Below are 12137 nucleotides of genomic sequence, written 5' to 3'. Positions count from 1 at the left end.
ACTATGCAGCCATTGAGACCCTCGATATGGCCGCATGACTCAAATGAAAATGCCTCCGGAAAACCCGGGGCGCTTCAAAGGCCGCAACCGTGCGACCAAGTTCCTCCCAGAAGGCGGGCTCCTGAAATTGCGTCGGGAAGTCGGCGTGAAGCTTGTCGCGATCAATTACGTGGCCGTTTGGTTTTTCCGCATCGTCCATGACCAATGCCTTTCAGCATCTCAGTTGACTATCGATGGGAGCTTTCGCCCGCCGCGTGACAGCAGTCGCCTGTCCGCTACCGGTCCAGTTCAAGACCTAGACCTGTCGACTACAGCCGCCTTCGTGCCTTTCCAAATTTGCCCTTGAGCACCTTCGCGCCGTCGCGGAGAAAGTCGAGATGGTCAGACCAGTGCTGCATCATCTTGACGCGCTCGTCCCAATATTCGCCACGCGTATAGGCGCGGCGCACTGCGTTGTTGTCCGCGTGGGCAAGCTGCCGTTCAATCGCATCGGGATGCCAAAGGCCCATCTCGTTCAAGAGCGTCGCCGCCATTGCCCGGAAGCCATGGCCAGTCATCTCGTCCTGTGCGAAGCCCATGCGGCGCAGCGCCGCGTTGATCGTGTTCTCGGACATCGGCCGATCGACCGAGCGCAGGGAAGGGAACAGGAAGCGGCTATAGTCCGCATCATATTCGATGGTTTCTAGGATGGCGAGCGCTTGGCGGGAGAGGGGGATGGTATGCGCCCGCCGCATCTTGGTCTTGTGCGGCGGGATCATCCAAAGCGCCTTGTCGAAATCGAAGTCGCTCCATTCGGCATGGCGCAGCTCGCCGGGCCGCACGAACACGTGCGGCAAGAGCCGCAGCGCCGCCTTGGTGTTGGGATGCCCTTCGAACGCCTCGATGGCCCGGAGCAAGCCGCCCGCTTCCGTGGGGCCGGTGATTGCGGCGCGGTGGACCGGCTTGGGGGCGATCAGCGCGCCGCGCAGGTCGGCGGCAACGTCGCGTTCAGCGCGGGCCGTGGCGATGGCGTAGCGGAACACCTGGCTGCACGTGCTGCGCAGCCGCTTGGCCGTCTCGTATTTGCCTTTGCCCTCCATCTTGCGCAGCATGATCAGCAGCTCCTGCGCGGAGATCGATGCGATGGGGCGCTTGCCGATGGACTCGTTGATGAAGTCCAGCAGCCAGCGCAGCTTCTTCATCGTGACGGCCGAACGGCCTTCCTTCTCGGCTTTGGTCAGCCACTCGTCGGCGACGGCCTTGAAGCTGTTGGACGCTGCCACGGTCGCCGCGATGCGCTCCAGCTTGATCTGCTCGGCCGGATCGTCACCCCGCGCCAGCACTTTGCGCGCCGCGTCACGCCGCTCGCGGGCATTGGCCAGATTGGTGTCGGGCCAGGTGCCGAACGCCAGCGTCTTCTGCTTGCCGAGATGGCGATAGTTCATCCGCCAGCAGCGGCCGCCCGTGGGCGTCACTAGCAGATAAAGCCCGTCGCTGTCGGCGAGCTTGTAGGGCTTGGCGCGACTCTTGGCGCTTTTGATCGCGAGGGCGGTGAGGGCCATGATGGTATCTCCCGATCAAGAACCGGCGAGCTACCATCGAACATACCATCAAAATGCTGGTATCTGGTGGTATCCGGCCGATCCGATTGGGATGCTTATACCACAAAAAACCCGCAGAAAACAGCCATTTATGGCATCTTCTGGCACCCTCTGGGAGGGCTTGTTGGTGACCCCTACGGGAATCGAACCCGTGTTTCAGCCGTGAAAGATGGGTGTTTTTAGTCCACATACGTCCACAGGGGTTTGCCACAAATACTTGAAACTAAGCGATATATTCTGTAAAATCGGCGCCGGCATCCAAGCCCGTGCAAATGGGTATATTTGACGGATATTTGATGGATTTGGCGCTGTGGCAAAGGTTCTAACCGAATCCAAAATGACCACGCGGAGTGCGCGCGCAGCGCTCCCGGTTGGGCTTCATTGGCGGTCGGTCGACCCGGAGATTCACCTCGGCTACCGCAAGGTCAAGCGAGGCGGCAGGTGGCTGGTCCGGTGGTATGCTGGGAACCAAAAGTACAAACAGCAAGCGCTGGGCGTCGCGGATGATATCGTGACAAAGGGAGCACTCAGTTAGCCGGAAGGGGCGGGAGCGTATCGATAGTTACACGCCGATACCGGTTGGTGAGGACGTTCTTGCTGAACTCGCTCCCGCCATCGAGGGGCGCGGCGCCACGGACCGTCTCTTGGTGCGCTGGCGCTACAAGCAAGTGGGTGTGGGGGCCTGGGTCCGCGTTAGTCGGGCGCCTTGGCAAGCTCCTGCGGAGATGCTCCGTCCGTGGCATCGTGCGTGTGAGGCTGCGGGTCTCAAAGGGACAGTACCGTATGCTTTGCGGCACTCGTCCATCGTTCGAGCGATCCGCATGGGGCTTCCGGTCCGGCTCGTCGCCGCACTACATGATACCAGTGTAGTGATGATTGAGCGACATTACGGGCGTTGGATCGCCGATGGTCTCGAGGAGCTTGCCGCGCGAGCTGTAATACCGCTGATTTCGGGCTAACTTGTTAAGGTGAAACAATTATCCGTAAATCCGCTTCGGTTGTTTTCTTGAGGTAGAGTTCTGTTGTGCCGAGCAGCATAAGGGCGTCGTCGTTTATATGTGATGCCGACGCGCCTGGCTGGACGAGCATCATCTCGAAACGGAGTTTGGCGCGCCTCGCCTTCTCCTTGAAATAGGAGAGGTCTTTCATTCCCCCCTTGAGAAAGCGCGTGTAGCCTTCCTGCGCCCAAATTTCGTGGCGGCGTTTCAGATCAAGATAAAGCCTCGGCAGACCCTGATGTTTTGCGACGATGCTTTTCTGAGCCTGGCCGCAGACCGTGTAGAAGTTGCGGATATCTTGCGTGACCGCACCTCCGTGCGCGTTTTTGCAGTGTATGAGACAAAGCCGGATCGTCTCCTCATCGACATCCTTTAGGCACACGAGATCTGCTGCTTCACCAGGGCCATCATCATTGAAAACGACGTCGAATTCGACCTCTATCTGTTCGAAGGTCCGATACTGGATAGTAGAATGGTCGATTTGCTTGCCGGCTGACTCGCGATTGAGTGGGATGCCGCTCCAATCCCAAGTTTCTAGCCGGGATTTGTCGAACTGTCCGGCGTCCAGCCGAACCGGGATATGGTAGCAATTGTACGAATAGGTGCCGTCAACGTAGCGAATGAGGAATGGATCTTTTTGAAGATACTCCTCAAGCGCAATAGCGGCATCGTTCCCTTTGCGGAAACGCACCTCCGGTCCGGACACATGCTCGTGATCGTATCCCTTGGGTAGCTTGGCATCGATCCGGAGGCGATAGACGGAGTCCAATACGCCGCTCTTAATGTGGATTGGAATGGCGCCGTCTGCGTCAGGTTCGTCGATTGCCAGATCGACCAGATATAGCGGTACTTCCGCCCCGTCGAAGGAGACAGCCTGCCTATCGTTCAGGCGCAGTTGTGCCTGTTCGCCCCACATTGCCGCGATGGGTGGTGAAGACCACGGGGCGTCGATCTTCTCGGGCCGTAGGAAATCCTCGACGATGTTGCTCTCGTCGCCGTTCTGCTGTTGCACTTTCGCCCAGGTAGCGCGGGTCCAGTCGATCCATTCGGCGACATTGCCAGAGCGCTGTTGCCATACCTTGCCCCGTCGCTGAGCAGCTCCCCAGAGTACCCGTTCGCCATTCTCGTATCCGAGGCACGCGATGTTGTTCAGTTCGGACTCGCGCTTTTCGATCATCGCCAAGCCTTCGGTCACATTGGGTCCGAAGTAGGAGGTGAAGCTGATCGCGCCGATGCGTGATGAGCCGAGGCTCTTCGCGAGCGGGAGCTCGACGTTGTTCAGGATCCGGAAAATGGGACGACCGGAAACCGGAACTGTGTGTTCGTCGGTTATCACTGTGGCCATTCGCTCGGATCGCATTGCGGAATAGTCGCTGGCATACAGGCAGAGGACACCAGCTTCCTTGTCCCACCTGATGATCACAAGGTCGTGGAGGACGTCCACGTCGTCTTGGTAGTTGCCCCAGCCGATCGTCGCGAGCCGCCGCACGACGGCAACCAGAACGTTCTGTTTCTCATCGAGGGCATGCCAGGTCTCGGCATCCTTCCCGAGAACTTCCGCGTACCGCTGCGGATTCCACTCATCGCAGGAAGTCCGGAAGAACTGCGTCGAAAGCGAGGGCCGAAGATTCCACAGGGCAAAGCGCATATGGAGGTCGCCAGCGCCGCGCAGTTCGTCGACGACATCCTGCAGACGAACCTCCTGATTGATTCGGTCCTCGCTCAGGCGGCGGATGATTGTGTCCCAATCGGCCCCTTCCGCGTACAACGCCGAGAGCTTCCGCTCCATTTCTGGATCGGCGATGTTTGCAACCACCGTTGCATCACCGATCTGGCCAGGATTTCCCTTCCGCGTAAAGCGTCCGACAAACTGCAGCGTGATCGCGAGCGACTTATGGGTGTCGTGCAGCGCAGCGACTTTCAGGTTGGGCAGGTCATATCCTTCACCCAACATATTCACCGCGACTACGACGCGGGCGCCGTCGTCGCCGCGGTCCACGAGGCGAGCCAATGCATCGCGATTTGCCCGTGCCGTGCCGGCGCCGGAATACACGACCACCGCATCGTACTCTGGCGCGAGTTCCTCATAGATCTTAATGAGGTCCTCCGCGCGCTCCTTTGTTTTCGCACGAGCCATCAGCAGATGGTCCAGCCCGAGTTCCTCGCGGTCTCGCCGCAGCGCCGCGAGCGCCTCGCGTGCGATTCGACGGTCGCGCGTGTCCTGATCCCCATATTCCTCGATTGTTACGAGGTTGATGGGCTTGTAATAGCCGGCCGCCTGGGCATCGCCGAGCTTGAAGTTGAAGATGATCTTCCCGTCGATCCGTGCGTTGTCTCGCCGGAAAGGCGTGGCGGTAAACTGAACCACCCGCTTCTTGTCGAAGCCAATCTTGATCGAGGACCAGGTCGAGGCTGTCACATGATGTGCCTCATCGACCATCAGGTCCGAGCATCCTGCAATAAGGGTTGCCTTTGCCGCCGGGTCAGATGCCTCCAGTGTCTGCGGCAAGGTGATGATCACATTGGCATTCCGGAGGATCTGTTCGGCTTCCTCCATCGTCCCGACCCCGGTCGTTAATATGGCCACACGCGGTCGCGCTATATCGACAGGGACGATCCCCAGCCTGGGCAACTCGCCGAGAGATTCGAATTTTCGGGCGATCTGGGAACGCAGCGCATCGCTCGGGACGAGGACCATCGTGCGGGTCAGGCGCCTGAAGACCTGTGTCGCCAGCATAGTTTCCGTCTTACCGGTCCCGGTCGGAAGCACGACCGTTGCCGGATCGAAGGTGCCGCCAACCGAGAAGTGCGCCGAGATCGCATGAAGCGCACCCGTCTGAGGCGGTCTTAGCCCCTCAAGATCAAATTCCGGATCTTCGGTTTTGAAGTCGAACTTGCCGACCCAGTTTTTCAGGACGTCCTCGGGCGTGGCGGCATGGGCCTTCAAAGGTTCGCTTTCGTCCCAGGCCAGCGACATGATGCCCGTGGTCTGATCGATAGACGATGTGACGACGGGTAGGTCCGTTTCGCGGCGGCGCGCACCACTTCGTCGGATCAGCAACTCGTTGAACGGGCTGCTCAGATCGGTCCGTAGAAGGTCGTGGCCGGGGACGGTAGAGGCGTAGCGAAGCCCGCGCGTCGTGCTGCCGGGGAATACGGCCTGAACCACTGCGTTCCCGCCGATCGTCAGCCGCCGGCGCGGGACCGGGGGCAGGGTGACCCCGCCGGACCAGTCGGGGAGGAGGCTCATGCAACTGCGCTCCCAACGATCCCGTATGATGGTGCTGATGCCACGGAGAGGTGAAGGCTATTCTCTCGGGTTTGGTGTGGAGCGGCTACCCAATGCATCTAATTCTCGCTTCCAAAGCTCAAGCCAGAGGCAAGTGTTGTAGTTCTCCTTAAAGTAATGTCGCTCAAGGCGCGAATTGGCAACACCGCCATCGGATTGCGCGCTGATTATTCCTGTGAAGGAATGATTTTAAGGCGAACCAAATCGATTGAGGCGAATTTGGGATAGGAAGTGCGTTTCGCGCCTCTGGCTCGACCGCGCTCTATTCCGCTGCGCTCCACCGAGCCCCTGGCGGGTCTCGGCCGCTGGCGGCGACGATCGCTAACGCAAGCGCCGGCCGCTCGCCGGCAAGCGGACAGCGCTTACGCGCTGGCGTTGCCTGCCGGCCGCGGCCAAGGGGGGTGGGCGTCGCAGCCCTCTAGTCCCGCCGCGGCAGGCGACAACCTGGGCTCCGCCCAGGTCCTTCACGTCCGTTCCGGCCCTGCGGGTGCAGCCCGCCGCTCCAGCGGGACTGCCGGTCCGCTCCTTGCCGCCCACCCCCCTTTTCCGGGGCCGGTGCGGTGGTTCGAGAAAGGACAAGGATCATGGAACTCAAGCATATCGACATCGCCAAGCTGAGCATCTCGTCCGCCAACATGCGTGGTGGCAGGAAGCAGCCGGACCTCACCAATATCCTGCCGTCGGTGCGGGCACGCGGCGTGCTGGTGCCGCTCATCGTGCGCGCGAACGGTTCGCCCGACAGCTATGAAATCGTGGCGGGGCGGCGGCGCTATCATGCCGCACTGGCGGTTGCCGAGGAGGGCGGCGACATCGACGCGCTGCCCTGTGCTGTCATGGATGCAGGCGATGACGCGGCGGCGCTCGAAGCCTCGCTCATCGAGAACACTGCCCGGCTCGACCCCGACGAGGTCACCCGCTGGGAAACCTTCACCCGGCTGGTGCGTGAGGGACGCAGGCCCGAACATATCGCCCTCGTCTTCGGGCTGACCGAGGTGCAGGTGAAGCGCACGCTGGCGCTCGGCAATCTGCTGCCACGTATCCGTATGCTCTACCGCGACGGGAAGGTCGATGCCGTCACCGTGCGGCACCTCACGCTCGCCTCGAAGGCACAGCAGCGCGAATGGCTGGCACTGCTCGACGATCCCGAGGCGTGGGTGCCGGTCGGGCAGGCGCTCAAGACATGGCTGTTCGGCGGCGCGTCGATTTCGACCAAGGTCGCGCTGTTCGATTTGGCCGGGTTCGACGGCGAGACTGTCGCTGATCTGTTCGGCGAAGACCGCTATTTCGCCAGCGCCGAGCAATTCTGGACCGCACAGCACGTTGCCGTCGCCGAGCGCGCGGAAGTCTACCGGGCGGCTGGCTGGGCCGATGTCGTCACGCTCGCGCCGGGACAGTTCTTCCACAGCTGGGAATATGAGAAGCGGGCCAAGCGGAAGGGCGGAAAGGTCTATATCGCCATCGGGTATCACGGCGATGTTACCTTCCACGAAGGCTATATCGGCATCAAGGAAGCGCGGGCGCTGGCGAGAGCCGGCGCGGGGGACGTTGCGGAGAAGCCAAGCCGTCCCGAGATTGGCGCTGCGGGCAACGACTATGTCGACCTGCATCGCCATGCCGCCGTGCGGGCGAAGCTCGCCGATGCGCCTAGCGTGGCGCTGCGGGTGGCGGTGGCGCATATGATTGTCGGTTCGCCCCTATGGACGGTGAAGGTCGAGCAGCAGCGTGCGGGCAGCGAGGCCGTGACCGAGAGCGTCGAGTTGTCGGCGGCCGAAGCGGCCTTTGACGCCAAGCGGCGCGACATGCTGGCGCTGCTCGATTTTGACGGCGACACACCGACGATCACCGGCGGCGCGAGCGAAGGGCTGACCAGCCTGTTCGTCCGGTTGCTGTCGCTCAGCGATGCGCAAGTGATGGCTGTCCTCGCCGTCATCATGGGCGAGACGCTGTGGGCGCGCAGCGAACTGGTCGATCTGCTCGGGCAGCATCTGGCGGTGGACATGGGGCTGGTCTGGCAGCCGGGTGACGCGCTGTTCGACCTCATTCGCGACCGGGAAGTGCTGCTTGCCATGGTCGGCGAAGTGGCGGGCCAGCAGGTTGCCGAGGCCAACGGCAGGGAAACCGGCAAGGTGCTCAAGCGCATCCTTGGCGACTGCCTGCGCGGCGGGAATGGCAGGCCCCGCGTCGAGCGCTGGGTACCGCGCTGGCTGCGCTTTCCCGCGTTCAGCTACACGCCGCGTGGCGGTGTCGGGGCTGCCAGCCGTTCAGCGGCAGTCGCGTCGCTGATCGTCCCGGAACCGGAGGCGGCCAGCCCGGAAGTCGAGCCGGTCCGCAAGGCCGCGTGATCAGCCTGCCCCTGCCAGCGGCGCCCGGCGGTGCCGCTGGCCTCCGTCAGGAGCTGTGCCATGACACAGGAACGCTCGCTCGCGGAACAGCTTTGCCGCCTCCGCGACGCGCTCGACACGATGGAACCGCTGCCACGCGCCGTGTTCGATCTGCACCGCTATCGCGATCTCGATTTTCCCCAGATCGCGGACGAACTGGGCATCAGCGTCGCGGAGGTGGAGCGCCAGTTCGCCGCCGCGATGTTGCATCTCCTCCTGTCCACGCACGAGAACGGCGGGCCTTGAGCCCGCCGCTTTTCCTTCTGCACTTGGCATTCTAAGCCATTGGCATGAGACTAGCGCGATGAAGACCGGCCTCGACCATCTGCCGCCTGCGAAGCAGCGCGAGCTCGAGCGTGTCGTCCAGATCCTGTTTCAGGAATTCGGCGACGCGACTGCGATTGCGACCTCGGACTGGAAGAAGCAGGCGCGCATTCTGAAGGTCATCCTGTATGGCAGCTATGCACGCGGCGGCTGGGTCGATGAGCCGCACACCGCCAAGGGCTATCAGTCGGACTTCGACCTGCTGGTCATCGTCAACCACGACAAGCTCACCGACCGCGTCGAATTCTGGGCAACCGCCGAGGACCGGCTCAACCGCGAACTGGCGATCACCAAGACGCTGCGCACGCCGGTCAACTTCATCGTCCACACGCTGCAGGAGGTGAATGACGGGCTCGCGCACGGGCGCTATTTCTTCATGGACGTCGCTCGCGACGGCATCGCGCTGTACCAGAGCGACGACACCGAACTCCACCAGCCCAAGCCGAAAACGCCCAAGCAGGCGTTGGCCATGGCGCAGGAGTATTACGGCGAGTGGCTGCCCAGCGCAGCCAGCTTCGTTAAAGGCTACCGCTTCTACATGCAGGAAGGTGACTGGAAGAAAGCGGCATTTTTGCTTCATCAAGCGACGGAGCAACTCTACCACTGCGTGCTGCTGGTCTGCACCTTCTACACGCCGCACGTGCATAATCTGGGCTTTCTGCGGACCCAGGCAGAGCGCATCGATCCACGCCTTGTCGACGCGTGGCCGCGCGACCAGCGCACCGACCGTGCCCGCTTCGAGAAGCTGAAAGAAGCCTATGTGAAGGCGCGCTATTCGAAGCACTACCGGATCAGTGCCGAGGAACTGGCGTGGCTGGGCGAACGCGTCGAAGCGCTTGGCCAGGCGGTGCAGGTGATCTGCGAAGAGCGGATCGCAGTATTGGAACGCAGCGCCGCCGCCTGACCTAGGCGGCAATTTTTCCAGAGTCCGCGAACGACAATTTGCGCTGCATCTGCGGCGCTTCGCTGCGTTCGGCGCAGCGCATATCGCGGGCAATCGCGACGCTGATCCACTCGATTTTCCACGCCAGATCGAGCACGTTGCCGCGCTCCGCGCGGCTGATTGTGGCGATACCGGCGCCCTCGATGGCCACCGAAAATCGACATTCGTCGACCCAATTATCGAAGCGTCCCTGCACCAGCGTGCCGTCCGGAATCGCAATGGCGAAGCCCTCGTCGAGCGCACGCGCAGACAGGCAAATCTCGTCCTCCAAGTCGCCGGAAAGCTTTAGCCGGCCATTCTCCAGTGGTTCGATTTTGATCGACATATCGGGCTCTTCCTGGCGACTCGGAAAGGTGTCGACAATAGAACGCAAAGTGAACATGCGGAAGGCTGGCGGGGATCAGCGGGCAGATAGAAGGATGGCAAGTTAAAAGCGGTGCCTCCAAGCGGCCCCGAAAATGGCGTCTGCACGTCGTTTTTGATGGAGGCATGCCCATGGCGGTGCCTCCATCTGAAAGGCGCGGTTGGAGGAACGCCAGCGTTTCTGCGGCTTTCCGGCGCCCCCGAATGGAGGCCCTTGAAGGGCTGCGCTGGCGCACCCTCATCTGGCGCTTTCCAGCATGGGATGGCGTCATGGCCGAGGATTCATTCGAGCTATGGTTGGGGCGGGTCGGCGCGGATCGACCGTTCGCGCACCAGCTTCGCAAGGCGACCAATCTGGCGGGCGGTGCGGCACGGTCTTCGGCGGCGCGCACCCGGCATTTCGATGGCAGCAGGATCGGGCGTGGTTCGGGCGTTGGCAGGGTGCTCGGGGCGTCCGATCGTTTCGCCGGAATTCGCGCGCGCCGGGTCGTCGTGAAGGCGCGCTTCGTGAAGCTGGCGGGGAAGGGGGCAAAGGGAGCAGCCGCGCACCTGCGGTATCTCCAGCGCGACGGCACCACGCGCGAGGGTGAACGCGGCACGCTCTATGCTGCTGATCACGATGTCGCCGACGGCAAGGCGTTCCTCGAACGCGGCAACGGTGACCGACACCAGTTTCGCTTCATCGTCGCGCCCGAAGACGGCGCGCAATATGACGACTTGAAACCGCTGGTGCGGCGCTGGATGGCGCAGGTCGAGCAGGACCTCGGCACGAAGCTCGACTGGGTTGCCGTTGACCATTTCAACACCGGCCATCCGCATACCCATGTGCTGGTGCGTGGGATCGACGATCGTGGCCAGGATCTGATCATCGCCCGCGAATATATCAGCCGCGGGCTCGCCACGCGGGCTGCCGAACTGGTCAATCTCGACCTTGGACCGCGTACCGACCGGGAGATTTTCGAGGGCCGCCAGCGAGAGGTCGGTCAGGAACGGTTCACCAGCATCGACCGCAGGCTACTGTTCGCGCGCGAGACCGACGGGCTGGTGTCGTCCTGGCATGGCGACAGCGTCGAGCAGGGACTGCGTGCGGCGCGCCTCGGCACGCTGGTGCGCATGGGACTGGCGAGCGACGAAGGCAAAGGTCGCTACCGGCTCGCCGACGATCTGGAACCGACGCTGCGTGCCATGGGCCGGCGCGGCGACATCATCGCGACCATGCACGCGCAGTTGAAGGCGCGTGCACCCGACGCGCATCCGCAGGACTATGCGATCTACGAACCAACCGAGGGCAAGCCGCTGGTCGGCCGTGTCGTGGCGACGGGACTGGCCGACGAGCATCGCGACCGCCACTATCTGATCGTCGCCGCGACCGACGGGCGGAGCCACTATGTCGAGCTGGGCAGTCGGTCGCTCTCGGAAGTGAGCGACCACCCACAAGTCGTGCGGGTGACGCCGGTCGTCGCAGGCATCCGTGATGTCGACCGGACGGTGGCCGAGGTCGCTGCCGCCAATAGCGGCATCTACAGCGTCGACCGGCACCTGCGCCATGACGCCCGTGCCAGCCAGCGTTTCGCCGAAGCGCATGTCCGGCGGCTGGAAGCGCTGCGGCGGGGAGGGGGCGAGGTCGAGCGCATGCCGGATGGCAGCTGGAAGATCGGCACCGGTCATCTCGACAAGGTGCTGGCCTTCGAGCGGAGGGCGGCTGCGGCACGGCCCGTCGAGATCGAAACGCTTGCCGAGCGCCCGGTCTTGGAACTGGTCCGCCACAACGGCGTGACCTGGCTCGACGAGCAGCATGTCGCGAAGGAACCGGAAGCCCTGGGCGGCGGCTTCGGGGCACAGGTGCGGCAGGCATTGGTGCTTCGCCGCCAGTGGCTGATCGAGGAGGACCTCGCCTGGCGCGACGGCGATACCGTTCGCTTCCGCGCCAATTTGCTGGCCGAACTTCGCCGTCGCGAACTGCGGCAGGTGGCGGATCAGATCTCGAAGGAGCTGGGACTTGGCTATGCGGAGCATCGCGGTGGCGCGATCGAGGGTATCTATCGCAAGGCGGTGCAGGTCGGTGCCGCGAAATATGCAGTAATCGAGAAATCGCGGGAATTCACACTCGTTCCGTGGCGGCCGGTGTTGGAGAAGCAGATCGGTCGAACCGTCACCGGCATCGATCGCGGCGGCGCGATCAGCTGGACATTCGGGCGCCAGCGGTCGGGTCCGGAGATTGGCGGGTTCTGAGATGCCCCGAATAGGTACCGGGAGTCA

General features: G+C 62.6%; 8 protein-coding genes. 4 read left to right on the top strand and 4 right to left on the bottom strand.

Annotated features, from left to right (window positions below; all coding sequences use genetic code 11):
- Position 1: 1 nt before the first annotated feature.
- From ACT53M_RS03785 to ACT53M_RS03775, 3 genes are all read right to left on the bottom strand, one after another.
- On the bottom strand, positions 2 to 199 hold the full coding sequence (locus tag ACT53M_RS03785) for a hypothetical protein (RefSeq protein ID WP_476231551.1): 198 nt from the start codon (positions 197 to 199) through the stop codon (positions 2 to 4).
- 109 nt (positions 200 to 308) lie between these two features.
- On the bottom strand, positions 309 to 1541 hold the full coding sequence (locus ACT53M_RS03780) for a tyrosine-type recombinase/integrase (protein WP_476231550.1): 1233 nt from the start codon (positions 1539 to 1541) through the stop codon (positions 309 to 311).
- Positions 1542 to 2543: 1002 nt separating this feature from the next.
- A complete protein-coding gene (locus tag ACT53M_RS03775) occupies positions 2544 to 5828 on the bottom strand; it encodes a DEAD/DEAH box helicase (protein ID WP_476231549.1) in 3285 nt (1094 codons plus the stop codon).
- A 623-nt stretch (positions 5829 to 6451) separates the two neighbouring features.
- Between ACT53M_RS03775 and ACT53M_RS03770 the strand changes: the two genes are divergently transcribed.
- The 3 genes from ACT53M_RS03770 to ACT53M_RS03760 are packed head-to-tail and all read left to right on the top strand — an operon-like array spanning position 6452 to position 9476.
- Positions 6452 to 8209: a ParB/RepB/Spo0J family partition protein gene (locus ACT53M_RS03770; RefSeq protein ID WP_476231548.1), complete on the top strand. Its 1758-nt coding sequence runs from the start codon at positions 6452 to 6454 to the stop codon at positions 8207 to 8209.
- Between the two features lie 60 nt (positions 8210 to 8269).
- Complete coding sequence (locus ACT53M_RS03765; RefSeq protein ID WP_476231546.1) at positions 8270 to 8494, top strand: sigma factor-like helix-turn-helix DNA-binding protein; 225 nt, start codon at positions 8270 to 8272, stop codon at positions 8492 to 8494.
- Between the two features lie 58 nt (positions 8495 to 8552).
- Positions 8553 to 9476 (top strand): HEPN domain-containing protein, encoded by a 924-nt coding sequence (locus ACT53M_RS03760; protein WP_476231545.1) that lies wholly within the window; start codon positions 8553 to 8555, stop codon positions 9474 to 9476.
- 1 nt (position 9477) lies between these two features.
- Here the strand turns inward: ACT53M_RS03760 and ACT53M_RS03755 are convergent, their stop codons facing one another.
- Positions 9478 to 9897, bottom strand: coding sequence for a hypothetical protein (locus ACT53M_RS03755; protein ID WP_476231544.1), 420 nt, complete (start codon positions 9895 to 9897; stop codon positions 9478 to 9480).
- Positions 9898 to 10082: 185 nt separating this feature from the next.
- On the opposite strand from ACT53M_RS03755, the gene rlxS reads away from it, so the two are divergent.
- Positions 10083 to 12110, top strand: coding sequence for a relaxase/mobilization nuclease RlxS (rlxS, locus tag ACT53M_RS03750; protein ID WP_476231543.1), 2028 nt, complete (start codon positions 10083 to 10085; stop codon positions 12108 to 12110).
- The last annotated feature ends 27 nt before the right edge of the window (positions 12111 to 12137 follow it).

It is taken from the genome of Sphingomonas sp. DMC6 (assembly GCF_056314225.1).
Note: the sequence above shows the minus strand (reverse complement) of the source record. Positions and strands in the feature narration are given on the sequence as shown.

What these genes read in the sequence shown, in the direction of transcription:
- ACT53M_RS03785 (WP_476231551.1), bottom strand. Translation starts at nt 199, where the DNA reads ATGGACGATGCGGAAAAACCAAACGGCCACGTAATTGATCGCGACAAG.
- ACT53M_RS03780 (WP_476231550.1), bottom strand. Translation starts at nt 1,541, where the DNA reads ATGGCCCTCACCGCCCTCGCGATCAAAAGCGCCAAGAGTCGCGCCAAG.
- ACT53M_RS03775 (WP_476231549.1), bottom strand. Translation starts at nt 5,828, where the DNA reads ATGAGCCTCCTCCCCGACTGGTCCGGCGGGGTCACCCTGCCCCCGGTC.
- ACT53M_RS03770 (WP_476231548.1), top strand. Translation starts at nt 6,452, where the DNA reads ATGGAACTCAAGCATATCGACATCGCCAAGCTGAGCATCTCGTCCGCC.
- ACT53M_RS03765 (WP_476231546.1), top strand. Translation starts at nt 8,270, where the DNA reads ATGACACAGGAACGCTCGCTCGCGGAACAGCTTTGCCGCCTCCGCGAC.
- ACT53M_RS03760 (WP_476231545.1), top strand. Translation starts at nt 8,553, where the DNA reads ATGAAGACCGGCCTCGACCATCTGCCGCCTGCGAAGCAGCGCGAGCTC.
- ACT53M_RS03755 (WP_476231544.1), bottom strand. Translation starts at nt 9,897, where the DNA reads ATGTTCACTTTGCGTTCTATTGTCGACACCTTTCCGAGTCGCCAGGAA.
- rlxS (WP_476231543.1), top strand. Translation starts at nt 10,083, where the DNA reads ATGGAGGCCCTTGAAGGGCTGCGCTGGCGCACCCTCATCTGGCGCTTT.